Source organism: Burkholderia sp. BKH01 (genome assembly GCF_025685725.1).
Taxonomy (GTDB): domain Bacteria; phylum Pseudomonadota; class Gammaproteobacteria; order Burkholderiales; family Burkholderiaceae; genus Burkholderia; species Burkholderia pyrrocinia_C.
Map to the genome: position 1 here is coordinate 344,740 of NZ_JAOTQT010000004.1, position 24,699 is coordinate 369,438.

Below are 24,699 nucleotides of genomic sequence, written 5' to 3' on the forward strand. Positions count from 1 at the left end.
GCCGTGCGGCTCCCCGGACGTTACCGGGTCGCCTGACGACAAGTTGCCCCCGGCACGGTGCGCAGCCGGCCGGCACGACCGCCAGAACGCGATGCAGCGCGGTCGGCCCCCGAACCTTCTCCCTTCACCGCTTTAGCGCAGCCTGCGCGACCGAGGCCGGTATCCGTTGCGTCGGCCCGCTGCCGAACGGCGGACGATCCGTCACGCGTCGGCGTTTCCTCGCCTGCCCCCACGCGTCGAACCCGTGACTCGCCCGGAAGCGCATTTTTTTTAAAGACCGCGCCACGTTCGACCGGTATGATCGCTGCGCTCGCGAAGGGCGCCATCGGCCAGTGCCGGCCAGTGCAGGCCGACTCGCGCGCGACCGACATCACCAGCACGACCATCAAGACAACACAGGACGGCCGCCGGCGACGCACCGCTCGTCGCCGGGGCCGAACGGGCCGAGACAGCACGACGGAGTATTGAAACAATGTTGACGGAGACAGGGGCGGTGCGACGCGCATGGGCGATCGCTGCCGGGGGAGCGTTGTGCGTGGCCGCAGCGGGCGGCGCGCACGCGCAGGCGTCGAACTCGGCGGCGGCGCCGCAGGCCGGAATGGCGGCGACCGTGCTGCCGCCGATCGACGTGAAAGGAACGGCCGGCGGAACGGCCGGCGGATCGTCCGTCGGGCTCGTCGGGCTACGCACCAGCGTCGGCACGAAGACCGACACGCCGGTGGCCGAGATCCCGCAGACGACCAACATCGTGACCGCGCAACAGATCGAGATGACCGGCGCGGCCGACCTGAACCAGGCGCTGCGCTACGTGCCGGGTTTCGCGACGTTCGGCGCCGACAGCCGGACCGACTGGTATGCGGCGCTGCGCGGCTTCACGCCGACGCTGTACGTCGACGGCATGCCGGCGCCGAATACGGCCGTCATCGCGAACTGGCGCGTCGACCCGTACACGATCGACTCGATCGCGGTGCTGCGCGGGCCGACGTCGGTGCTGTACGGCGCGGGCGAGCCCGGCGCGATCGTGGATGCGCACACGAAACTCGCCGACGGCGAGCGCGTGCGCGAAGCCGGCGTGCAGATCGGCAACGATGCGCGCAAGCAGTTCATGCTCGACGTCGGCGACCGGATCGACCCGGACGGCCGGTATGCGTATCGCTTCGTCGGCGTTGCGCGCGACGGCAATGCGGTGACCGGCCCGAACGGCGACCGGCGCGTCGCGCTGGCGCCGTCGTTCCGATGGCGGCCGAACGCTGACACGTCGCTGACGTTGTCCGCGTCGTTCCTGCAGGACAGCGGCGACATCTCGTCGAACTTCCTGCCCGCGTCGGGCACGGTGCTGCCGAACCCGAACGGCCGCTTGTCGCAGGACATCTACATGGGCGACCCGTCGTTCAACGACTACCGCAAGAAGCAATGGTCGCTCGGCTACGCGCTGGAGCACCGCGTGAATGCGATCTGGACGCTGCACCAGGACGTGCGCTGGTCGCACCTGTCGCTCGACGACGCGACGGTGTTCGGCATCGGCCTGGCGCCCCGCAGCACGACCAACATGATGCGTTTCGCGGGGCTGTTCCAGCTCAACTACAGCCGGCTCGATATCGACAACCACGCGCAGGCGCGCTTCGGCACGGGGCCGCTCGAACACACGCTGCTGCTCGGCCTGCAGTTCGACCGGCAGACGACCACCAACAGCGTGTGGCTCGCGCTGGCGCCGTCGCTGAACCTGTACCACCCCGTCTATCGGCCCGTGACGGCCGCGATCTTCTCCGGCCCGACGTCGCTCGGCCACGTCGACCAGTACACGGCGATGAACGCGGTCGGCGCGTACGCGCAGGACCAGATCCGCTGGCAGCGCTGGACGCTGACGCTCGGCGGCCGCGAGGACCGCGTGAATGCGCGGTTCGACGACCGGACGGCCGGCACGCAAACGCGGCAGGACGTCAGTGCGTTCTCCGGGCGCGTCGGGCTCACCTATCGGGGCGATGCGGGGCTGTCGCCGTACGTGGGTTATTCGACGTCGTTCGATCCGGTCATCGGCGTGCGGATGGCTGGCGGCGGTTTGCCGAAGCCGACGCGCGGCACGCAGACGGAAGCCGGGCTGCGCTGGCAACCGGCCGGCCGGAACCTGATGCTGAACGCGGCCATTTACCAGATCGACCAGACCAACGTCGTGACCCCGACGCCGGTGAATCTCGACCCCACCGGCACGACGTCCGTGCAGACCGGCAAGGTGCGCTCGCGCGGCATCGAGCTGAGCGCGGTCGGCAAGGTGACCCGCGAGCTGTCGGTGGTCGCGTCGTATGTGTATCAGGACGTCAAGAACGTGCAGGCGAACGACGCGTCGCTGAACAATTGGCCGGTGTCCGTGCCGCTGCCGCGGCAGATGGCGTCGATGTGGGCCGACTGGACCTGGCATACGGGTGCGCTCGCGGGCCTCGGGATCGGCGCCGGCGTGCGCTACCAGAGCGCATCGGCCGGCGCGCCCGACAACTCGCTGACGGTGCCGAGCACGACGCTGTACGACCTGGCGATGCACTACGAGATGCGCCACTGGCAGTTCGCGCTGAACGTCGCGAACCTGTTCGACCGGCGTTACGTCGCAGGCTGCACGTCGTACACGGTGTGCGTGTTCGGCAACGAGCGGACCGTGCTGGCCAGCGCGAAATACAACTGGTAACCGCGCTCGCGCCGCTCCCGGCCTACGCACCGCGTTGCGGTTCGCGGGTCGCGGTGCGCCGGCCCGCGTGGCGCTGGCGCCGCCATTCGGTCGGTGTGATGCCGAAACGTTCGCGGAACGCGGTCGCGAAATTCGCCGGTGTGGAAAAGCCGATTTCCTTCGCAATGCTGGCGATGCTGAGCGACGTCGAATCGAGCAGATCCTGCGCGATCCGCAGCCGCTCGTGCCGCAGATATTCGAACACCGTCTGGCCGAGATTGTCGCGAAACGCGCGCGACAGCCGCTTTTCATGCGTGCCGACCGCGCGCGCCAGTTGCTCGACCGTCGGCGGATCGTTCAAGGTCCGCGACAGGTGCCGAATGGCCGCGCGCACGATGATGTCGTCGTCCTGGCCGGACGCGAACGGGTTTTCCGTGTCCGACGGCCGTTCGCGCTTCGTCCGCGCGAGCTGCACGCGAATCCGCGCGAGCACTTCGGCCGGCTCGAACGGTTTCACCACATAGTCGACGCCGCCGATCTCGAGCCCCTCGAGGCGTTCGTGCAGTTCGCCGGCCACGGTCAGGAAGATGACCGGGATCGCGCTCGTCAGCGGATCGGCGGCCAGCAGCCGGCACGCGGTGAAACCGTCCATGCGCGGCATGCGGACATCCATCAGGATCACGTCGGGCATCAGCGCCTGCGCGCGCTGGCACGCCTGCGCGCCGTCGGATGCGATGCTGATCCGGCAGCCCGTGCCGCGCAGGATGTCGATCAGCAAACGCAGCTGGTCGGGTTGATCGTCGACGATCAGGAGATGGGCGTCGCTCAATGCGGAGATCGATGGAGGCATCGTGCACCTGTTCTGGAAAGGCGGCTGGCTGCGATCCCGCGGGTGGCCTGCCCGGTTCGGGAGAATCGTCGGAAGCCGCTCTATGACGACGCAAACGCATCGCACGCTTGCATCGATATTCGGATCGGGCCGGGCTGCGCGGCAGGCAACCGGCCGGCGCAATAGCCGGCGTTCGTTGTTTTGATCGCTGAGCCGGTAAAGGCGCGGACGATTGCCGTGGTCGCGTCGTGAATGGGCGCGGCTACCGGTATCGATGCGAGCGGAATTGTAGGAGCATATTTCGAATCCCGCCAGATGGGTTGTCGATATTTGCGCCATGTTGTTTTACGCATTTTCAGGATGGCCGCGATTTGCGCTGGCAGTTTCGCTGCGTCGATGTTCGTCAAGAATCCGCGAATTCCGCGTGTGTCCGGCACGTAATCGCGCAGTCGCGCCGATTCTCATGCCGCGACTTGCTGGATTGCATTTAATTTGAATCCGCTTCGGCAAAGCATTTATCCGCCTCAAAAAACATTTCGATTAATCTCGGCAAAGCGCAATCGTTTGCGATCTGGCAATATTTTAAGTAACTCATTGAATATATTGGATTTTGCAATCTATAAACAATGTCGCCTTTGATAATCATCGATCGTGTCTCATAATTCGTCCGAACTTTGAGCGACGGATAGCCCAGAACAACCGAAGGCTCCGCGAACCGCGACGGACGTTGCGCGATTCGAGTCCGAAGCATCAGTTGATGCATGCCTAAGCGAATGTCCTGGGCATCGAAACGGAAATCCGGCTGCCGGAGATGAAATAAAAGAGATGAAGTGGGTCGCGGTCGGCGCGACGTTGGATTCGGGGTAGTTATAAAGACGGGTTGAATCTTCTGATTCAGTCGGGGGTGAACTCGTCCATGAATAACGATACGTATTCCTAATGTAGGTAACGAATTAACGGAACGGGCCGAAAAGAGACGGCGTGCCCGGGCTCTCGAACGCCCTGTCGATTTGCGCGGTCGGTGCGTGTCGCGTCCGACACGGCCGGGCCGGGCATCGCGAGCAGGTTCCGCACCGAAGTCGCAATCGCAGTCGAAGTCGAAGCTGTCAATAAAAGTAAGTAGTCCGTATTCAAACCAGACGCTACAAAACGGAGCAGAACAGCATGAAGAGGAATCAGATTTCGGCGCTTGCCGCCGCCATGTTCACGGGTGCAGGTGTGCTGATCGCGGGAGTCGCGCACGCGGACAATTTCGTTGACCGCGGCAATCCGGACAACGCGCTGAACGGCCAGTGCATCGACGGGACGAACCCGCTCTGCGTGGCAACGAAGAGCGGGAGCTACGTGGCGGTGAGCACCGCAAACGTGACGATGGGAACGAATGCCAAGGCCGGCACCAGCGGTATCGCGATCGGCGACCAGTCGAATGCAAGCAGCAAGGGCGGCAGCAGCAGCGGCGGCGCGATTGCGATCGGGGTCGGCTCGCAGGCGCTGGCGAACTCGGCCATGGCGATCGGCACGGTGGCGGTCGCGCAAGGCAATACGTCGCTCGCGGTCGGCCGCCAGTCGGCCGCGGTCGGCGATTTCTCGATGGCGCTCGGCAACGTCGCGGATGCGCACGGCACGAGCTCGATCGCGCTCGGCCACTCGGCGCTGGCGAGCGGCGATCGCTCGATTGCGATCGGCGGCGCGAATCCGACGTCGAGCGACGGCGTATCGAACGGCGCCGCGTACGACGCGGCGACGCAGACGCGCGCCGGCGGCACGCAATCCGTGGCGATCGGCGCGGGCGCGCAGACGAACGACAACAACCAGGTCGCGATCGGCTCGGGCAGCGTCGGCGCGAACAACGGCGGCACGCCGGTATTCGGCGGCACGGCCGCGCCGGTCGGCGGCGCGGTGTCGTTCGGCGCGCTCGGCAGCGAACGCCAGCTCAAGAACGTCGCGGCGGGCGCGGCCGATACGGATGCCGTCAACGTCCAGCAGCTGAAGAACGTGAACAGCACGCTCAGCACGGGCATCGGCAACGTCGATGCGCGTGTAACGTCGGTCGGCAATTCGTTGTCGACGTCGATCACGAACGTCGACCAGCGTGTGACCAATGTGGGCAACAGCCTCAGCACGAGCATCGTGTCGGCAACGCAGAACGTCGTGAAATACACCGACGATTCGCATGCGGCGATCGCGCTCGACGGCAGCAACGGCACCACGATCGGCGGCGTCGCGGCCGGCGTGGCCGATACCGACGCGGTGAACGTCGGCCAGTTGAAGGGTAGCGTCGCGCCGCTGCAAACGTCCATTTCGACGGCGGCTTCGAACATCACGAACCTGCAGAACAGCGTCTCCGGCATCAACACGTCGCTGAGCACGGCGGCCTCGAACATCGGCAACCTGCAGGCGGCCGACGCGCGCAACGTGAAGTACGACGGCGCGAGCGGGTTCGATTCGGTGACGTTCGCCGGCACCAACGGCACCACGCTGCACAACGTCGCGGACGGCAAGGATGTGCACGATGCCGTCAACGTCGGACAACTGAACGGCGGCCTCGCGTCGCTCAGCACGAGCGTGACGAACAACCTCAGCACGACGCTCGGCAACCTGAGCACGTCGATCACCAGCCAGATCGGCGCCGCGACGAAGAACGCGGTGCAGTACGACGATGATGCGCACGGCGGCGTCACGCTCGGCGGCAGCGGCGCGCAGGCGCCGGTCGGCCTGCACAACGTCGCGGACGGCATTGCCGCGGGCGATGCCGTGAACGTCGGCCAGCTCGGCAAGGCGACCGACACGCTCAATCAGTCGATCACGACGCTCGGCAACCAGGTGACGACGAATACCGGCAACATCGCCGCGCTTCAGCAGGATGCGCTCCAGTGGAACGCGGGCCTCGGCGCCTACGATGCAAGCCATGGCGGCAATGGCCCGCAACTGATCAGCAACGTCGCGGCCGGCAAGAACGGAACCGACGCGGTCAACGTCGATCAGTTGACCGCGGCGATTCACGACGGCACGAGCCAGCTCGATGCGCTGGCCGTGAAGTACGACGATGCGAGCAAGCGGCAGGTTTCGCTCGGCGCGGGCAACGGCGGGAGCCCGGTGCGCGTGACCAACGTCGCGGAAGGCAACGTGGCGTCCGGCAGCACGGACGCGGTGAACGGCGCGCAGTTGCGCCGCGCGACCGACGGCACCGCGGCCGCGCTCGGCGGCGGCGCAACGGCGAACCCGGACGGCTCGATCAGCGCGCCGGCCTACAAAGTGGGCGGCGGCTCGTTCAACAACGTCGGCGACGCGCTGACGAACCTCGACGGCCGCGTCGGCAGCAACACGACGACGCTCGAGAATCACGAAACGCGCCTCGGCAATGCCGAAACGAACATCGCCGGCAATACGGCCGCGATCGCCGGGCTGCAGCAGGACGCGCTGCAGTTCGACCCGAAACTAGGCGCCTACAGCGCGGCGCGCGCCAGTGTCCCGACCAAGCTGACGAACGTGGCCGACGGCAACGTCGCCGCGGGCAGCACCGACGCGGTGAACGGCGGCCAGCTGTCGGGCGTGAAATCCGATCTCGAACAGCAGATCACGCAGGTGTCGAACCAGACCGGCGAAGCCGTGAAGAACGTCGTCAAGTATGACGTCGACACGAACGGCAACCGGCTGAATTCGGTGTCGCTCGTCGGCGGCGACGCGAATTCGGCGGTCGTGCTGAAGAACGTTGCGGCAGGCACCAGCGATACCGACGCGGTGAACGTGAAGCAACTGAAGGGCGTGCAGTCGAGCCTCAACCAGCTCGGCGCGCTCGCGGTGCAGTACGACGACAGTTCGAAGAGCACGATCACGCTCGGCGGCGCCGGCGGCACGCGCATCACGAACGTGCAGGCAGGCACGCTCAGCGCAACCAGCACGGACGCGGTAAACGGCTCGCAGCTCAACGCGACCAACCAGCAGGTGTCAAAGAACACGACCGACATCTCGAACCTGCAGGGGAACGTGACCAACATCGCGAACGGCAAGGCCGGCCTCGTGCAGCAGCAGGATCCGAACGGCGCGATCACGGTCGGGAAGGGCACGGGCGGCACCAGCGTGAACTTCTCCGGCACGGCGGGCGACCGCGTGCTGACCGGCGTCGCGGCGGGCGTGAACGACAACGATGCGGTCAACGTCGGCCAGTTCAACAACGCGATGAAGACCGTGGCGGCCAACGACAGGATCCGCACGGCGGTAACCGATGCGAACACGACGTGGATCGCGCGTGCCGATGCGGGTTCGATCGGATCGACGGCAACCGCGACCGGCAAGAACGCGGTGGCGGTCGGCCAGGGTTCCGTCGCCGATCGCGACAATTCGTTCTCGGTCGGCGCGAAGGGCAGCGAGCGCCAGATCACGAACGTCGCGGCCGGGACGGCGCCGACCGACGCGGTGAACGTGCAGCAACTGAACGACAACCTCACGGCCGCTTCGACGCAGGCGAAGAGCTACACCGACCAGCGCATCGGGCAGGTGTACAACTCGTTCAACGACCTGAAGAAGGACATGTACGGCGGCGTCGCATCGGCGATGGCGGTGGCCGGCCTGCCGCAGCCGACGGGCGCGGGTCGCTCGATGGTGTCGGCGGCGACTTCGAACTATCACGGCCAGCAGGGTTTTGCCGCCGGTTACTCGTACGTGACGGAGAGCAACCGCTGGGTCGTCAAGGCGTCGGTGACGGGCAACAGCCGGTCGGACTTCGGCGCGGTGGTGGGCGCGGGGTATCAGTTCTGATGTAGTTCGCGCAGCGTGGAGCAACCGGTGGTGCCGGGCAATGGTGGTGATGCCGGGTACAGCGGGAAATCCTTGGCCCGGGGTCTGTCGGTTGACCCCGGGTCATCGAGGTTCGACACGTTGCGAAGATCGTGTACCACGTGCTGCGAGGCCGGAAGCCTTTCGATGTCGCCCCGTGTTCTGGACAACGGTCTGGCCAGGGGCGGCAAGCGCCGACGGGGCAAAACGGCCGGGCCTGGAGCCTGTTATGAACCTGTATCACGCATCGCCGCTCACTCGCGGCGGCGCGGTCGAGCGGTCGTCTCGGCGACGCGGTCGACCCAGCCCCGGTAGAACGCACGGTACTTGAGCACGAGCTTGTCGTACCTGCTGTACGCGCCGCCGCCGTCCGGCTTCATCCCGTTCCAGATCTTGACGTCGTACCCCGCGGCCTGTCTGGTCTGCAACCCGAACAGCACGTAGTCGGTCGCGCGGCGCAGGGCGCCGCCCACCTTCTTGATCGAGATGAGCATGTGCATGACGTTTTTGCCGTCGCTCACCGGCGTCACACACTGGAGCAGCTTGTATTTGAAGTCTCCGTCCAGGGCGACGGTCATGACGCACCCGCCGGGGTAGCCATCGAAGTGCAGGTTCATCTGCGACATGTTCAGGCCGAGCGCGCGCGACAGCATGCCGAGGGGCCCGAAGTACCGGTCCACGGTGAAGTCGATCCCGGCACCGAACCACGCGCCCGCCCGGGCCAGCGACTCGACCTCCGGCCACTGGCGCCAATCGTCGAAGAGCTTGAGCTCGAAGGCGGAGATCGGGAGCGCGTGCACGGGGGTCGCGTGCTGCGCGTCGTAGAAGTTCTCGACGATCCGCAAGACCGCCGTCGTCGTCTCGAACGCGAAGTGCAGGTGCATGAAGTCGCCGTTGTCGACATCGGCCGCGGCGATTTCGGGCAGCGGGTGCAGCGGCTGCGGTGAGCCGTACCAGAACCACACGTAGCCGTATCGCTCGGCGGTGACCAACGTCGGCTGGCGCGCCCCGCGCGGGACGGGCTCCAGCCGGAGCACCGCCGGGCTGTGGCCGGGAACGTGAACGCACTGGCCCTGCTCGTCGTACCGCCAGTGGTGAAACGGGCACTGGATGCACCCGTCCTTGACCCGCCCGTCGGCCAGGTTCGCGCCGAGGTGCGAGCAGTGGCGATCCATCACCACGGCCCGCCCCGTCGCGCCACGCCACGCCACGTACGGACGGCCGAAGAGCGTCAACTCCGTCGGCTTGTCCTTGAGGTCGTCCGAGCGCATCGCGACGTACCAGCTCGCGGCCAGGCGCGTGGTTGCGTCGTACGCCTCCGTGGGATGCTCCCTGGCGACCGCTTGATCCAATTGAACGTCGTTCATCGTTTTCGTGTCGGTGTCGGCCGGCTACTTCAGCGCCAGGCCGATGCGGGTCGTGATGTACGCCTTGAGCAGCGCGAACATCGGGTTGTAGTCGAAGTACTTTTTCACCTCTGCCGGCGCGCTGGTTTGCGTCCAGTGCATCAGCTTCATCGCCGGCAGCAGGCTGTACTTCGAGTTGTTGAGCTGCGGCTTGGCCCCGGTGATGCAGTACCCGAAGCCGAACATCGGCCTGGCGAAGTCTCGTTCGTCGATGAGGGCGTGAATCCGCGCCGCGGCCTCGTCGGCCGGCTTGCGCCCGGCGCTCACCGCCTCGACCTCGGCTTTGGCGTCGTTGAACAACTGGTAGTACCCCTCCATGTCCGCGCACAGGTACCCGAGGTACGGGGGGTTGTCGTCGAGGTGATCGAGGTCGCCCTCGTCACGCGACGCGCGGAACCTCGCGTGGGCTTGCACGAGCCGGAACTGCCCGAGGATCGTGCCGACCGCCCACAGCCTGTGGAACGCGTCCCACAGGCGGAAGTCCGAGAACGCCGTGTAGCAGCAGCTGACGAAGTCGTCGTTGTGGTCCAGAAGCTTCTGCTGCAGGCGCTCGATGTACTCGAAGCGCTCGGGGGAGAAGTCGTCGTCGCGCAGCGCCTTGATGAGGCGCGCCGCGAGCGCGTGGATGGTCACCGCGGTGTTCTCGAGCCCCCGGGAGAAGAGTGGATCGATGAACCCGTTCGCGTGCAGCATCAGGCAGTAGCGGTCGCCGACGCAGGCGTTCGACGAGAATTGCAGGCGGTCGGTCTTGACCCAGTCGCGCACCGGCACGGCGTCCCGGAACTGCGCCCCGATGCTCGGGAACCGCGCGAGGAACTCGTCGAATTCCTGCTGCGCGGAGATGTCCGTTTTCGGGTAGACACGCGGGTCGAGCTGCAGGCCGACGCTCACCAGGTTGTTGGTCGACCGCGGGTGGTTGTTGAACGGAATCACCCAGAGCCAGCCGCCCGCGAACATGTGGTGCAAGGTCCCCTCGTGCCAGCGCCAGCGCTGCCCCTTGACCTTGAAGATGTCGTCGAACGGCTTGACCCCGAGCATGTGCGTGTAGAGGCTGCGCGAGTGCGTCTTGAAGCGACACGGCTCTTCGCGGAGCTTGAACTTGGTCGCGAGCGGCGCGCGGGGTCCTCCGCAGTCGATCATGTACCGGCCGGTGAACCGTTCGCCCTGGGCGGTGGTCACCGCGACGCCGTCTTTGTCGGCGTGGTATTCGGTCACGTTCGTCTTCTGGCGGACCGTGCAGCCGTATTTGATGGCGGCTTGCAACAGGTAGGCGTCGACGTCTTGCCGGTAATAATGGCTCTCCGGACCCCACGGCAGCTCGGGAATGACGCACTGCGTGAACTCCTTCGGGTCGTGCTCCTGGCCGGGCTTGTGGAACACGAAGCCGAAGTTGCGCTTGATGCCCGTGCTCGACGCGACGTAACGCTGCGTCGAGTAGAACGACGTGATGCGGTCGAGCTCCGGAATGCCGTAGCGATCGGCGATGATGCGGTTCATGAGAGACGTCTCGGGGATCGACGATTCGCCGATCGTGAACCGCGGGTGCGACGACTCCTCGATGATCAGCACGCGAAACTGTTGATTGGCCAGGATGGCCCCCATCTGGGTGCCGGACATGCCCGAGCCGAGAATGATCACGTCGAAGTGGTTGCTGTCGCGCCCGTTCGCGGGGCTGTTCTGAGTCATGGGGGCACACTCTCCTTGTGAGATGGAACACATCGCCGCACGCGTCGGGCGTCAGGTCTCAGGGCTCGTCGAGCGCGGCGCGAAGGCGGGACCGCGCGGCACGCGTGAGCGTGAGTAGATCGCCGAGCATGCTGGGCGCGTACCCGCCGCTGCCGATCGTGGGGCCGCTTCGCCCGACTTCGTACGCCCGCTCCGCCAACTTGAGGTGAGGCGCGCGGAAGCGCAGCAGGATCTCGAAAACGCGGTCGAGGGCCGCCAGTCCGGCCACGATGGGCTCGCCCCGCGCGCCGGCCGCTTGCACTTCGTCGAGCACGCGGTCGACGAGCGCCGGCTCCCCGGCGAACCGGGCGTAGACCGCCCTGAACGCGGGAAGCACGTAGGGCAGGTACGTCTCTTTGAATTCTCGATAAGCTTGGTGGTCCGATTGCGAGCCCCACAGCACGTGCTCCAGCACGAAGAGGGGCATTTCCACGGCACCGGGGCCGAGGTAGCTCCGGCCCCCGATTCGAATCGGTTCGTAGTACGGGCGGAGCTCGTCGTAGAAGACCTGCAGCGAGATGAAGCGGTAGGCGTAAACGATCGATTCGACCATTTTCTGCAGATAGGCTGCCAGCTCGTCGCATCCTTGCGCGAACGCGGGCGAACGCAGGGGCACGTCGTACAGCTCGACTGTCATCTCGATGGCCGCCTCGAGGGCCGCCATCGAGATGCGCACGCTCTCGAGCAGATGCGCTTCGTCGCGCAGCCCGGTGTAGCTCCGCTGCGCGTCGGCCGCCGCAGGGTTCCAGACCGTCACGTGCAGGAGTGTCTCGCGCGGCGGCAGGTCGGTCGCACGCGCCAGCTCGAGCAGCACCGGCTCGAGCCCGGGCACCGCGTCCGCGGGCTCGTGTCCGTGCCGCTTGAGCGACCCGAGGAAGAACCCGATGTCCCGCATCGCGGCGGCGGCTTCGACGAAGCCCCAGCCGGAGGGCACGCCACGCGCCGGGAGGAACTCGCGCAACAGGCCGACGATGCCGGGCACGTCCTTTTTACGGTTCAGGCCCGGCAGTTGCAGAACGAGTGCCCGCGCCCGCAGCGGATCGCAGGCCGCCACCGCGGCGTGCGTGGCCTCGAATGCGCATACCCGGTCCAGGGTGCGCTCCACTACAGGATTTCCGGCGCCGCGAGCGTCGATCCGGGCTGACTGCGAGACAGCCCCGTGTCGCCCTCGCGCAGCGACCGCAGGTAGTCGTAGTTCGTCGGCAGGCTCGTCCGCAGACGCTCGGCCTCGCGCCGGATGCGGGCGAACATCGCCTCGGCCTTGTCGATCGACTCCGGTCGGTGCCGCAAGAGCGGCAGCGACCGGTCGGGCAGCATGCCCAAGCCGGCAAAGATGCAGTAGTAGTTTCCGTTCAACCAGAAGTTCCTGAATTCGTAGTCAAACGTTTCGTAGTACGTGGAATCGTCGAACGACGTGGTGGTCAGCGGCAGCCCCGCCTTGTAGCGCTGAACCTTTTCCTTGATGGCGTCCGAGAGCCGCAGGTCGTGCCGGTTCGCGAGCCAGAACGGCGTGTCGTCGCGCGACGTGGTGAAATAGTGCGCCTGGACGAAATCTCGGCAGTCGTCGAACATGTGGACGATCTCGGCGTTGAACGCGTCGGTCAACCGCGGATCGAACGAGGTATCGGGGAAGTGCTTCACGAGCTGGTAAAGCGCCGCGTAGATGAAGTAGATTCCCGTCGATTCCAGGGGCTCCAAAAAGCACGACGACAGCCCGATAGCGACGCAGTTGTTGACCCACGCCCGCCCGTTGCGCCCGACCCGGAACTTGATCTGGTTGAGCGGCTGCTTGTCCGAGAGGCCCCAGAGGTTGAGGAAGTCGGCGGTGGCCTGGTCGCGCGAGGTGAACTTGCTCGAGAAGACGTAGCCGCTGCCGAACCGGCCCAGCATCGGAATCTTCCAGGTCCACCCCGAATTCATGGCGATCGCGGAGGTGTACGGCTCGACCCCCACGCGCGCGTCGGCGTTGGGCACGGCGCTTGCGACCGCGCTGTCGCACAGCAGGTAGTCGGACATGTCGATGAAGGGCTCTTTCAGGGCCTGGTTGATCAGGAGCCCCCGCATGCCGGAGCAGTCGATGAACAGGTCCGCCTCCAGCGTGCGCCCCTCCTTGGTGGACAGGCTGGAGATGTAGCCACGATCATTCAGGCGAACCTCCACGACCTCGTCGACCACGCGGTTCACCCCGCGTTCGACGGCCCAGCGCTTCAGGAAGTCGGCCACCAGGTGAGCGTCGAAGTGCCACGCGTGGGACATCTGGCGGGTGCCGTCGGACAGGCACGGTGCCAGCTTGCCGTCGAGCGCCCCGGGCTGCGGGTAGCACGCGTACTCCATCGGCTGCTGGAAGCCCTGTTCGCGCTTGCGCAGCCAGTAGTGGGTAAGCGGTACGCCGTCGCAGTTCGGCACGTTGCCGAACAAATGGTAGAAGTGATCGTCGCGCGAGCGCTCGGGTGACTTCCTCCAGTTCACGAACTTGATAGCGGCCTTGAACGCGCCGTTCACCTGAGGCATCCACTCCCGCTCCGGTATCCCGAGGAAGTCGAAGAACACCTTCTGCAAACTCGGGATGGTCGCCTCGCCCACGCCGATTCGGGGGATCGCCGCAGACTCGATGAGCGTAATGTTCGTCTGCTGCTGGAGCGCCCGGACGAGGTACGAGGCGGCCATCCAGCCCGCGGTGCCGCCGCCCACGATGACGATATTCTTGATCGGGTTGCTCATGACGCTCTTCTCATAGGATTTGAAACCTGAATGGATAGCGCCGCCTGATCGAGCTGAATTCGCAACTCGTCCGGTAACGCGTCAAAACGTGTCTGGCTCATCGCGACAAATGACGCCGGGAAGGCATGGTGAATCGCAGCGAAGTTCGGCAACTCTCCGTGAAAAGACTTTCCAACCGCCCCATCGCCTGACGACAGCACACCGTCCAGGGCAATGGAGGACGTCCCTCCACGCAATATCCGGACATCCCTGCATCCCCAGAGTTCGATCCGAGGCTGCTTCCTTCTCGATTCAAATAGAAGCACAACAGAACAATGCGAGGCGCCCATCGCATCGGTGGCACACCGCATAAGGGATGTCGCATAAACAGATTGACTTGCCGATGCGTCAATCGCCATTAGCGCATCGAGATGCTCGGACAACGTCAGTTTCCCGAGGCTTGCCATGCCATGCACTTAACCTCTGCGATACACCATAGCAGTGTTCACGATGGCACAGCTCGCAAAATTTCATATCAATCTCAATTGATCCAGAGAAATACTCAATGCGGAAAATATCGATGAAATATTTTCCGGCAAACTGTTTACTTTTTTAAAAAAGAAATCCTGCTTTTCATTTTGGGCGTGCGTGCCGACGAATTTATTGTATAAAAACGCGAAATGAACGGCTGAATTCATATAAAAGAAATGGGGCCGTCACCATTTCTGAAACAAAGATGTCAACCCTTGCGCATCTCGGCGGTCTTGACCTGCTCCCCGCGTTCAGAGGGTGTTATGAACTTTGCCGCTGATAAGACAAGATGTCGTGATGAAAACCCGCAGGCCTTATCCGAGCGATGCAAGCGACGAAGAATGGTCGTTCGTTGTACCGTATCTGGCCCTGGTGCGAGAAGGCAGTGAACAACGCCGTCACGAGCCAACTGTTGCGTGTGTGCGATGGATGCAAAGCGCAACCCGGTGCCGTGATCCTGGACAGCCGCACATTGCAATCGACACCGGACGGTTCATAACAGGCTCTAGCGGTTGAGTACGGAAAACGCCAGCGTGCCCGCGAACATCAACAGCACTACCGACGCACCGCGAAGCAGCGTTCCGGTATGTGTGGCCAGAGACCGGCGCGCCGTCAAGACGCCGCCGATGGTAAGCCACATCGAACCGATCGTCACGGCGAGCGCCGTGAAGACCGCGATCGAGCAGAGATAGAATGGAACCGATACGAAAGCCTGCGGGGGAAAGATCGCAGTGGCGAACAATAACGCCTTCGGGTTCATGGTCGTCGCGACGAACATGTCGCGAAAGCCGATGCTACCCGACTGGATGTCTTCAAAGCGTGGGCTTTTCCATAGCTGCAGGGCGAGATAGAAAATGTAGGCCGAGCTCCCCAGCTTCAGCACATCGTAAAGCCACGGCCGTGTGGCCGCGAATGTCGCCAGGAAGAAACCCCACAGTGATATCGCGAAGCCATAGCCCGATGCCTCCGCAACCAGGAGAGGCGACGATTTCCGGAAGCCGACCTTGATTCCTGAGGACAGCAGCAGGGTATTTGTCGGCCCTGGCGTGGCCAGGACCAGCGAAACGTAGAGTGCCATCTTCATCATCACTTGCAATGTCGGCATTTTGCTTCCTTGGTGTCGATGGACATATTAGCGCGCCTGTGAACACTGCTAGCGCTAATTGTGAAAGCCTCCACTTGCCGCGTCACAAACTCTCGCCAGTCTCTCGTGTTGGCTTTCCCGCGGCTATTCGTAGCGGGTGATAAATCGATTAAAGACGGTGAATGGGTTCAGGACCTCTGCGAATTCGTTCTCCAGCGCATCGGCCCCGTCGTCATCACCGATCGTGACGAACAGCGTGACCGTCTCGCGGTCGATACTTTGGGTCGGTTGCTGGCACTGCATGTGACACCGGCCAATGAGCAGGATCGCGCACCGGTCGAGCAATTGGCCCATGCGATAGAGAAAATGGCCGGCCAGAGCGTGGCGCTTGCGTACGTGGATCAGGGCTATACCGGCGAAGCGGCTCGTCAGGCAGCACAAAGCCCCGGCATTGAGCAGGAGGTGGTCAAGCACACCGGGGCCAAACGCGGTTTCGTGTTGCTGCCTAGACGCTGGGTGGTCCAGCGCAGCTTCGCATGGGCTGCGCGCTTTCGACGCCTCGCGCGCGACTCTGAACGCTTGCCTCACACGCTGGCCGGATTCCATTTCCTCGCCTTCGCCTGTCTAACGCTGCCCAAAATCATCGACTTCATTCATACAGGTTCATAACAGGCTCTAGGGAAACCCCTAGGTCGGTCGATCTTGACTTGATGATGCAAGGTTCTAAACTAACACGCATTAGTTGCTGAAGCTCCAGGTTGAAAACATTCTGCGCCGTTGCTTTTCATCGAGCATGAACGTGCATATTGTGGGCTGGAGCTTTTATTTTGCTTTGCAGCTAACTCGAGTTAGTAAGCCGCATCGGATTTCGGCCCGGCATTGCGCCGGCTTGTATTGACAGGGCGAGCGTGTCGTTCCCGGCAACGGCGCCCGCCGTCACTTGTTTCGAACTGCAAATCATTGTCCGCGGACGAGCGGAAGAGAAGGTGAGCCGTACCGGGAGCGCCGGATTGCGCTTGTCAATTACGCAAGGAGACTCACGATGGACGTCCGTTCAACGGGGCGCGCGGTTGCGCGCATGAATCTCAAACGCATTGCAAGCGGTTCGGAAGCGGGCGGAGGAACCGTGCCCCATCGGCTGCGCGTGCTTGCAGCCGTTGCCGCGAGCGTGTTCCTGTTCGGATGCGACGGGCAATCGGACAATCCGGTCGCGCGTTCCGTCACGGCGTTGAATGCGGCGGTTGCGATCGACAATGGCGAGCTGACGGCGCACGCCAGCAGTTCCGATTCCGCGAATTCCGCTGCGGCCCTGGCCACGGCATTCAACCAGGCCGTCGTCGAAGCCCGCAAGCTGAACTTCGTGGCCGACAACTGGACCTTCTTCAGCACGCCACAGCCGGCCGGCCTGGGATGGCCGAGCGCATCGAGCGACGCGCGTTGTCCGTCGTCGGCGCAGGATCTGCAGCCCGGTTATCTCGCGGGGCTACAGAATCGCTGCGCCTACTACTCGCGAGACTATGTTCATCAGGCGACAGGCGCGTACTACCTCGGCTTCTACGAACAGAACTACCAGATGGCCGATCACTTCGTGAAGCTCATGCACGACAACGGTGGTGCGATGGCGCCTTACTGGGCAATCGGTGCAAACGGAACGGTCTATGAGCAGAACGACGAATCGCCGGCACCGTTCGAGATCGGCGAGAACATCGCAAGGATGTACCGGTTGACCGCGGACAGCCGCTATCTGGGCGCGGATTTCACGAACTATACGAACAACCTCAACAACGGCTTTACCAACGTCGGCAGCAACAGCTACGTCAATGCCGAGGGTTTCCGGATGGCGCGGGCCCAGACGAACGGCGAGGCGGCGACCTACAACGAGTTCGTGTATGACCGCGGCAACAACCTCCCGAGCAATCTCGTCATCCTGCTGGGCGGCGATATGGCGGCAAGCGAGATTGCCTATTACCGCGAGGTCTCGGCCTATCCGTCGCTGCTCGCGCAAGGCGATGCGACCAACATGACGACCCGGTTCGGCACGCTGTCGACGAATTTCAATGGCGACTGGTATCTGCCGGCCGTGCAGCATTTCTCGGTGGGGCTCGTCGGCACGACGAGCACGACGTACAACGCGTCGAATTACCAGAGCCTGCAGTACTACGATTACTACGCGCAGGAGCCCAATCTATTCCCGCTTTACAAGGGCGTGATTACCGATTCGGGGAAACTGGCGAACCAGGCGAACTACGTCGATACGCAGTCTGAAGCGCTCTATCAGGCGCACGGCCTCGCGTATCCGGGCATCGAGTCGCATACCTACCTTCCGACGGCGTTCTACAACGCGAACCAGCCGGATACGGCGTGGAAATGGTTGACGCGGCTGGCGTCGTGGGAATCCGGCCAGGGCGTCACGGGCTATCCGGAAGTGGCGTTCGCAATGATTTCCGACGTGATCACGAAGGTGCTGGGTCTCGAATTCGATGCGCCCAACAAGAAGCTTGTCACGCTCGCGCGACTTCCGTCGTCGTTCCAGGCCGGCAACAACGTCGCCGTCAACAACATCCCGTTGTACTTCCATGACGGCGGCAACACGATTACGGTCAAGGCGGGCATTGCGCAGACGATGACCGCGAACGGCACGATCGAGACGGATTTCACCTACGATTCCGATCCCGTCGCCCAGCCGGTAAGCGGGTTCCACTGGATCGTGAAGTTTCCGTCGAAGGGCAGCAATACGCAATGCAAGGTCGTGCAGACCTGGGCCAACGGCACGCAATCGACGGGATACTACGCGCTGACATCCGACTCGAACGGGGTGCCGACCTGCGGAGGCAGCGATGGCTCGGGGATCTGGATGAGCACCGGCGATCCGAACTGGAGCGTGACGAAAATCGCGGTAACGCTGTCGTCCTGAGCGGCGATCCGGAGAGCGTGCGGATGCATGGCGCATGCGCACGCCGCGCCGGCTGACCGGCGCGGCAGCCATGTGCCCGGCTAAGGGTATTCACTCAATTTCGTTTCCTTGACCTGTTGCCCGCCGCCTCTATACTAAACCGCGTTAGATGGTTGTCAGGCGAGATGTGACGATTGCGCCGGCAGCCTCGGGTATATTCGGGTCGACGATAGATCCGGGGCGGGGATTGCCTGCGCCAGTCTTCCAACCTGTAGCTAAATCGAATCAGGAGCATTGCGTCGTGAGTCGCGTAACCAGTACCCAGGTCGCCCAGCTTGCCGGAGTGTCGCGCACGACGGTGTCGTTCGTGCTGAATGGCGTAACGGGCATGGGGATCAGCGAAGAAACGCGCGAGCGCGTGATGACGGCTGCGAGGCAACTCGGCTATGTGCCGAATGCGATGGCCCGATCGCTGGCCAGCGGCTCCACGAAAACGATCGCGCTTCTGATGCCGCATGGCGATCACGTGCATGTCGATGTCGATGCCTATCTCCCGCGCTTTCTCGCCGGCCTCAGCGTCGCGTGCCATGCACACGGCTACAAGGTCATGCTCGAGCCCGTGCAAGAGACCGACCGCCCCGGCGCGTTCCTCGATCTCGTGGACAGCGGGCGCATCGACGGCCTGGCCGTCCTGAATCCGCGACGGCTTGACGAAGGGCACCTGCATGAGCTGGCCGAGAAGGGGTTCCCGCTCGTCGTCTTCGGTTCGAACCTGGCCGAGCAGCGTACCGTGTGTGCGATCGGCGTCGACAACCGCGCCGCCGCGCGGCAGGCAACGGAACACCTGCTGGGGCTCGGTCACGAGCGGATCGCGCATATCGGTTTTGCGTCGGAGGACTATCAGGTCGTCCGCGATCGTCTGGACGGTTTCCGGCAGGCGATGGCGATGCATCACGTGGACGCGCGTCCCGAATGGATCGCTTTTGCCGACTACAGCTCGCAGAGCGGCTATGACGCGATGCGGGCCATGCTCGCCGGTTCGCCGCGCATGACAGCCCTGTTCGCCGGAAACGACACGATCGCGTTCGGCGCAATGGCAGCGATTCGCGAAGCCGGGCTGCGCATTCCGGAGGACATCGCGATCGTCGGCTACGACGACATTCCGCTGGCGGCGTTCGCGACGCCCCCGCTGACGACAGTTCGCACCGAGCCGTTCCAGGAGGGGCGCGACGCGGCGGCTACACTGGTCGGGATCATCTCGGGAGATTCGCCGGACGGGCTGTATACCCGCGATATCGCGCCACTGATCGTCCGGCAATCCTGCGGCGCGAACCGGAAGACGTAGCAGCACGTACGCCGCGCGACGGAAACCGCACTAGTACATCGCCGATGTGCCCGGCAAGCGATCGCCGGGCACGACGAAAACAATCACCGGAAATGGAAGCTCGATACGGCAGGCGTTCGGAGAATTTTGCAAATCAGTAAGGAATGCGAATATAAACCGGGATCAGAAAAATCATGAGACGAGACAATCGAAGAGGTGCGCTCCCCCAGCGTAAAGTTCACGCGGCGATACTCGGCGCAGCAATTCTTCATGGCGCCGGGTTGGCGCACGCCGCATGCCCGTCCAACTTCCAGAGCCTGCAGTTCGGCGATCCGGGTTTCGAATCCGCAGGGGCGACGGGCTATGCCTGCCCGACGTCGTGGACGGTCACGTCCGGTGCCGGATGTGCGTCGAACAATCCGCATGGCGGCGGTCGAGCGGCATTTCTGAACGGCGGAGACGGCTACTCCGTGTCCCAGACCGTGACGGCTCCTGTCGCGGGCAACTTCGATGTCTCGGCCTGGATCGCCACGTCCGCCAGCGGCACGGGCGGCACCTTCTCGGTTCAGGTGGCCGGCCAGACCGTTCGAACCGTCACGCTACCGTCGACGATCGCGAATTCGAACTACATCAAGTACACCGTTGCGCATGTTGCCGTTGCCGCGAATCAGGCCGTGACGATCGCATTCACGTCGTCGAGCGGGCGCGCGTGGATCAATATCGACGATATCGAGGTCGCCCCCTCCGCACCCAACGATCCGCAACTCTCGTCGGACAACCCGACCGTCGTCGCGCTGTTTGACTGGGCAAAGGTCAAGGCGAATTCGTGGACGCGCATGGCCTGCACGACCGGCGTGACCAACATGGACGAATCGCACCGGAGCGGGCAGGGCGTCGCCACCTACGCGCCGTCCTACTGGGCCGGCTATCCGTTCCGCTCGTATTACTACGCACGCGATTTCGCGCATCAGTTCGTCGGCGCGCACATGCTGGGGATGGATGTGCAGAACAAGGCGATGCTGGCCGCGTTCGCCGCCACGGCGAACGCGGCGCGCGGCGGCTACCCTGTCTGGGCGCTGAACTTCGACGGATCCATCGGCCTCACCGACTATTCGAGCGATACGTCGTTCGTGCGGGAGCTGCCCGCGCCGTTCGAGCTTGCGCAGCGCATCGGGGACGGCTACCGCTGGACCGGTGACGCCGATTACGCGGCATCGGGCGGGCCGTTCTACGCATTCGTCAGGAACACCGCGAGTACGTTCGTCGACGCGCACTACGGACCGCTCGTCGACGGCACGGCCAATGGCCGGCAGGTCAAGGTCGCACAGGAAAGCGGCGCCGACATCTGGGCCGGCGTGGCCAGCTACAACGAAGGCGCGCCTGGCAATCCGGTCGAGGCGGCCGACGCGCTGTCCAGCCAGTACCGCGCGTACGTCGCGATGCAGCAGCTCGCGACGGCGGCCGGCGATACGACGACGGCGAACACCTATGCGACCCGGGCCGGCGATCTGAAGACCTATTACAACGCGCCATGGAGCGTGTATTCGTCCACCGATTCTACCGACGTGGTGCGCTCCTACGATCCGTCGGCAGTCAAGTCGATCGCCTGGGGCGGCGAGATGAGCTGGTTCCCGCCGATGAAGGGGATCATGAACCCGGGCGCGCGCCGGGACCGGTACATGGGATGGCTCAACACCACCGCGCTCGGCCAGGCACCCGCCAACCTCGAAGCCGCGACCTATCTGCCGGACGCATTCTTTGCGGTTCACGACGGCACTACCGCGTGGGCGTGGATGCAATACGTGTACAACCGCATCGACGACGTCCACGGCGGTTACGGCAACAACTTCGTCAACGGAGACTATCCGGAAGTGTCGTTCACGCTCGTCGGACAGGCGATCGCCGGGCTGCTCGGTGTCGAGCCCGACGCTGCCGCGGGCAAGCTGACCACCCTGTCGCAACTGCCGGCCACCGGCATGGCCTGGCTGCAGGTCTCGCACATTCCGATCGGCGCGGGGAAAGTCACCGTGCGACATGACGGCGCGACACGCAGCACGCTCGCCAACGAGAACCCCGCTGGCGGAACATCCTATTCATGGCATGCGCGATTCGCGGGCGTCTACTCGACCGTTACGGTCAACGGCGTGGCGCGTGCGGCGAACACCGAACAACCTGAAGGCAGCGGCGGGGCGACCTACACGTACGTCGACGTGACGGTCGCCCCGCAAGGCACCGCGGTCGTACAGGTTTCGAAATAGGCACGCGGCATGCGCCTGAACAAGAAGACATTCAAGTGGAGACTGGCATGGCAAGCGTAGTACTGAGAGGCGTGTCGAAGGCGTACGGCAGCGGTCTGCCGATCGTGCGGGATGTCGATCTCGACATCGCCGAAGGCGAGTTCTGCGTGTTCCTGGGCGCGTCGGGCTGCGGGAAATCGACGTTGCTTCGCATGATCGCCGGGCTCGAGGACATCACGGACGGGGAAATCTTCATCGGCAACCGGCGGATCAACGAGGTGCCGCCCGCGCGGCGCGGCGTATCGATGGTCTTCCAGAGCTATGCACTCTTTCCTCACATGACCGTCTATGAAAACCTGTCGTTCGGCCTGACGCTGTCGCGCGTCGACAAGGCGACGATTCGCGACAAGGTGCTCGGTGCGGCGCGCGCGCTGCAGATCGAACACCTGCTCGATCGCAAGCCGCGGGCGCTGTCGGGTGGGCAGCGGCAGCGTGTCGCGATCGGACGGGCGATCGTGCGCGAACCGGGCGTCTTCCTGTTCGACGAACCGCTGTCCAATCTCGATGCGGCGTTGCGCGTGCAAACGCGCCACGAGATTGCGCGCATTCACCGCGAGATCGGCCATGTATCGACGATCTACGTGACGCACGACCAGGTGGAGGCAATGACGCTCGCCGACCGTGTCGTGCTGCTCAATTCGGGCGAGGCGACGCGCCGGCACGGCAGTCTCGCGCAGGCCGGATCGCCGCTCGAGCTTTACCACCATCCGCGCAACCGCTTCGTCGCCGGGTTCATCGGGTCACCGAAGATGAATTTCATCGACGCCGTGCTGGTCGACGCCGAGGAGCGGCAGGCGCGGGTGCGTCTCGCGAGCGGCGAAGTGCTGTCGGCCTGCGTCGATGCCCGTCGGTTGCGCCCGGGCGAACCGCTCACGCTCGGCATTCGCCCGGAGGATTTCACGCTCGGCAGCGAGAGGCAGCATCTCGTGCGCGAGGCGACCTGGCAGGAGCGGCTCGGCGAAGCGACCTACGTCTACCTGCGCGGCGACGACGCGGGGCAACAGTGGATCGCCAAGCTGCCCGGCACGACGAACGTTGGTGCGGGCCACCGTCTTTCACTGTTCATGCCGCCCGACAAGCTGCATGCGTTCGACGGCGGCGGGCAGGCACTGCGGCGCTGCATCGACGAGGAAGCGCCGCTGCTGGCCTCGTACGCGTGAACCGCGCGTGAACCGGACGCAATCAACGCAACGATACGAGCGGCGCGACGCCGCCGCGAACCACAAGGAGGAGATCCCCATGAATACGCGCAGGAACGTGTTGAAGACCGTGTTGTGCACATTGGCGGCCACGGCCGCATTGAATGCCGGCGCCGCAACCCTCGTCATCAACACCGATACGTCCGATGTCGCGGTGAAGGCCGCGTTCGACGCGGTGGTGGACGGCTTCAAGGCGGAAAATCCCGACCTGCAGGTCAAGGTCAACCGCTTCGACCACGATGCGTACAAGACGGCGATCCGGAATTTCCTGACCGCCGACGCGCCCGATGTCGTGAACTGGTATCCGGGGCACAAGATGGAGCCGTTCGTGCGCGCGAAGCTCTTCGAGGACGTGTCCGATCTGTGGGCGAAGGGGAATCTCGACGTCAAGCTCAAGTCGGCGGCGGCGGCGATGACGCTGGACGGAAAGAAGTGGGGCATTCCGTACACGTATTACCAGTGGGGCATCTATTACCGGAAGGACATCTTCGCGAAGTTCGGCATCGAGCCGCCGAAGACGTGGCAGGAATTGCTCGACGCGTGCGCGAAGCTCAAGGCGAACGGCATCACGCCGTTCGTCATCGGGACGAAGGAACCGTGGACGAATCTGGCGTGGTTCGACTACCTCGACCTGCGCGTGAACGGCTTTCCGTTCCACATGGCGTTGACGAGCGGCAAGGTGCCGATGACGGACCCGCGCGTCAAGGCCGTGTTCGATCGCTGGGATCAATTGACGAAACCCGGCTATTTCCTTGCCAATCACGCGTCCTACACGTGGCAGGAGGCGGCCGCGTCGCTCGCGCAAGGCAAGGGCGCGATGTACCTGATGGGCAACTTCGTGGTGGCGCCGATGAAGCAGGCCGGCCTCGGCCCGGACAAGCTGGGCTTCATGCCGTTCCCGACGATCGATCCCGCGGTGCCCCGTGCGGAGGAGGCGCCGATCGAGTCGATCCACATCCCCGCCAACGCGCGGAACAAGGCCGACGCGCGCCGCTTCCTCGCCTACATGGCGCGCGCGGACGTGCAGGCCCGGTTCGGCGAGCGCACCGAGGAACTCCCCGTCAACCAGGATGCGCCGCCGCCGGGCGATCCGTATCTGAAGGCAGGCGCGGCGCTGCTCGCGAAGGCGCAGGGGCTTTCGCAGTTCTTCGACCGCGATGCCGCGCCCGAGCTGACCCAGGCTGCGATGGACGGATTCGAGCGATACATGCTGAAACCCGACACGCGCGGCGAAGTGCTCGACCGGCTGGAGCAGGTTCGCCAGCGCGTCTACAAATAA

15 protein-coding genes and 2 pseudogenes are annotated in these 24,699 nt (G+C 64.3%); 9 read left to right on the forward strand and 8 right to left on the reverse strand.

Annotation, left to right across the window (positions count from 1 at the left end):
* The first annotated feature begins 472 nt into the window (after nucleotides 1-472).
* A complete protein-coding gene (locus OEJ37_RS09420; RefSeq protein WP_174417052.1) occupies nucleotides 473-2,677 on the forward strand; it encodes a TonB-dependent siderophore receptor in 2,205 nt (734 codons plus the stop codon).
* 22 nt (nucleotides 2,678-2,699) lie between these two features.
* On the opposite strand, the gene OEJ37_RS09425 is transcribed toward OEJ37_RS09420, so the two are convergent.
* Nucleotides 2,700-3,506 (reverse strand): response regulator, encoded by an 807-nt coding sequence (locus OEJ37_RS09425; protein ID WP_152857923.1) that lies wholly within the window; start codon nucleotides 3,504-3,506, stop codon nucleotides 2,700-2,702.
* Between the two features lie 80 nt (nucleotides 3,507-3,586).
* Entirely contained in the window at nucleotides 3,587-3,892 is a 306-nt protein-coding gene (locus OEJ37_RS09430) for a hypothetical protein (RefSeq protein WP_174417051.1), read from the reverse strand.
* A 757-nt stretch (nucleotides 3,893-4,649) separates the two neighbouring features.
* Between OEJ37_RS09430 and OEJ37_RS09435 the strand changes: the two genes are divergently transcribed.
* The gene (locus tag OEJ37_RS09435; protein ID WP_174417050.1) at nucleotides 4,650-8,243 is read left to right on the forward strand and encodes a YadA family autotransporter adhesin; all 3,594 of its coding nucleotides are present in this window, start codon (nucleotides 4,650-4,652) and stop codon (nucleotides 8,241-8,243) included.
* Nucleotides 8,244-8,515: 272 nt separating this feature from the next.
* On the opposite strand, the gene OEJ37_RS09440 is transcribed toward OEJ37_RS09435, so the two are convergent.
* The 5 genes from OEJ37_RS09440 to OEJ37_RS09460 are packed head-to-tail and all read right to left on the reverse strand — an operon-like array spanning nucleotide 8,516 to nucleotide 14,535.
* Nucleotides 8,516-9,628, reverse strand: a complete 1,113-nt coding sequence (locus tag OEJ37_RS09440; RefSeq protein ID WP_174417049.1) for a Rieske 2Fe-2S domain-containing protein — start codon at nucleotides 9,626-9,628, stop codon at nucleotides 8,516-8,518.
* Nucleotides 9,629-9,652: 24 nt separating this feature from the next.
* Entirely contained in the window at nucleotides 9,653-11,353 is a 1,701-nt protein-coding gene (locus OEJ37_RS09445; RefSeq protein ID WP_174417238.1) for an NAD(P)/FAD-dependent oxidoreductase, read from the reverse strand.
* Nucleotides 11,354-11,411: 58 nt separating this feature from the next.
* Nucleotides 11,412-12,497 carry a monodechloroaminopyrrolnitrin synthase PrnB family protein gene (locus OEJ37_RS09450; protein WP_174417048.1) on the reverse strand — a complete coding sequence of 362 codons (1,086 nt, stop codon included), beginning with the start codon at nucleotides 12,495-12,497 and terminating at the stop codon, nucleotides 11,412-11,414.
* Nucleotides 12,497-14,113, reverse strand: a complete 1,617-nt coding sequence (locus OEJ37_RS09455; RefSeq protein WP_174417047.1) for a tryptophan halogenase family protein — start codon at nucleotides 14,111-14,113, stop codon at nucleotides 12,497-12,499. The genes OEJ37_RS09450 and OEJ37_RS09455 overlap by 1 nt, the downstream gene beginning before the upstream one ends.
* Nucleotides 14,110-14,535 carry a hypothetical protein gene (locus OEJ37_RS09460; RefSeq protein ID WP_263344104.1) on the reverse strand — a complete coding sequence of 142 codons (426 nt, stop codon included), beginning with the start codon at nucleotides 14,533-14,535 and terminating at the stop codon, nucleotides 14,110-14,112. Before OEJ37_RS09460 ends, OEJ37_RS09455 begins: the two co-directional genes overlap by 4 nt.
* A 385-nt stretch (nucleotides 14,536-14,920) precedes the next feature.
* Here OEJ37_RS09460 and OEJ37_RS35095 point away from each other — a divergent pair.
* Nucleotides 14,921-15,028: pseudogene (locus OEJ37_RS35095) on the forward strand (IS5/IS1182 family transposase); the annotation flags it as partial.
* 100 nt (nucleotides 15,029-15,128) lie between these two features.
* Here the strand turns inward: OEJ37_RS35095 and OEJ37_RS09470 are convergent.
* Nucleotides 15,129-15,728, reverse strand: a complete 600-nt coding sequence (locus OEJ37_RS09470; protein WP_263344106.1) for a LysE family translocator — start codon at nucleotides 15,726-15,728, stop codon at nucleotides 15,129-15,131.
* Nucleotides 15,729-15,971: 243 nt separating this feature from the next.
* On the opposite strand from OEJ37_RS09470, the pseudogene OEJ37_RS09475 reads away from it, so the two are divergent.
* The 6 genes and pseudogenes from OEJ37_RS09475 to OEJ37_RS09500 form a co-directional block, all read left to right on the forward strand.
* Nucleotides 15,972-16,376: pseudogene (locus tag OEJ37_RS09475) on the forward strand (transposase); the annotation flags it as partial.
* Between the two features lie 373 nt (nucleotides 16,377-16,749).
* Complete coding sequence (locus OEJ37_RS09480; RefSeq protein ID WP_263344108.1) at nucleotides 16,750-18,621, forward strand: hypothetical protein; 1,872 nt, start codon at nucleotides 16,750-16,752, stop codon at nucleotides 18,619-18,621.
* 166 nt (nucleotides 18,622-18,787) lie between these two features.
* Nucleotides 18,788-19,945 (forward strand): LacI family DNA-binding transcriptional regulator, encoded by a 1,158-nt coding sequence (locus OEJ37_RS09485; protein WP_263344110.1) that lies wholly within the window; start codon nucleotides 18,788-18,790, stop codon nucleotides 19,943-19,945.
* Between the two features lie 449 nt (nucleotides 19,946-20,394).
* Complete coding sequence (locus OEJ37_RS09490; protein WP_263344112.1) at nucleotides 20,395-22,182, forward strand: hypothetical protein; 1,788 nt, start codon at nucleotides 20,395-20,397, stop codon at nucleotides 22,180-22,182.
* Nucleotides 22,183-22,229: 47 nt separating this feature from the next.
* Nucleotides 22,230-23,381 (forward strand): ABC transporter ATP-binding protein, encoded by a 1,152-nt coding sequence (locus OEJ37_RS09495; RefSeq protein WP_263344115.1) that lies wholly within the window; start codon nucleotides 22,230-22,232, stop codon nucleotides 23,379-23,381.
* 79 nt (nucleotides 23,382-23,460) lie between these two features.
* Nucleotides 23,461-24,699 carry an ABC transporter substrate-binding protein gene (locus OEJ37_RS09500; protein WP_175920068.1) on the forward strand — a complete coding sequence of 413 codons (1,239 nt, stop codon included), beginning with the start codon at nucleotides 23,461-23,463 and terminating at the stop codon, nucleotides 24,697-24,699.

What these genes read in the sequence shown, in the direction of transcription:
- OEJ37_RS09455 (WP_174417047.1), bottom strand. Translation starts at nt 14,113, where the DNA reads ATGAGCAACCCGATCAAGAATATCGTCATCGTGGGCGGCGGCACCGCG.
- OEJ37_RS09435 (WP_174417050.1), top strand. Translation starts at nt 4,650, where the DNA reads ATGAAGAGGAATCAGATTTCGGCGCTTGCCGCCGCCATGTTCACGGGT.
- OEJ37_RS09495 (WP_263344115.1), top strand. Translation starts at nt 22,230, where the DNA reads ATGGCAAGCGTAGTACTGAGAGGCGTGTCGAAGGCGTACGGCAGCGGT.
- OEJ37_RS09440 (WP_174417049.1), bottom strand. Translation starts at nt 9,628, where the DNA reads ATGAACGACGTTCAATTGGATCAAGCGGTCGCCAGGGAGCATCCCACG.
- OEJ37_RS09420 (WP_174417052.1), top strand. Translation starts at nt 473, where the DNA reads ATGTTGACGGAGACAGGGGCGGTGCGACGCGCATGGGCGATCGCTGCC.
- OEJ37_RS09480 (WP_263344108.1), top strand. Translation starts at nt 16,750, where the DNA reads ATGGACGTCCGTTCAACGGGGCGCGCGGTTGCGCGCATGAATCTCAAA.
- OEJ37_RS09500 (WP_175920068.1), top strand. Translation starts at nt 23,461, where the DNA reads ATGAATACGCGCAGGAACGTGTTGAAGACCGTGTTGTGCACATTGGCG.
- OEJ37_RS09425 (WP_152857923.1), bottom strand. Translation starts at nt 3,506, where the DNA reads ATGCCTCCATCGATCTCCGCATTGAGCGACGCCCATCTCCTGATCGTC.
- OEJ37_RS09470 (WP_263344106.1), bottom strand. Translation starts at nt 15,728, where the DNA reads ATGCCGACATTGCAAGTGATGATGAAGATGGCACTCTACGTTTCGCTG.
- OEJ37_RS09445 (WP_174417238.1), bottom strand. Translation starts at nt 11,353, where the DNA reads ATGACTCAGAACAGCCCCGCGAACGGGCGCGACAGCAACCACTTCGAC.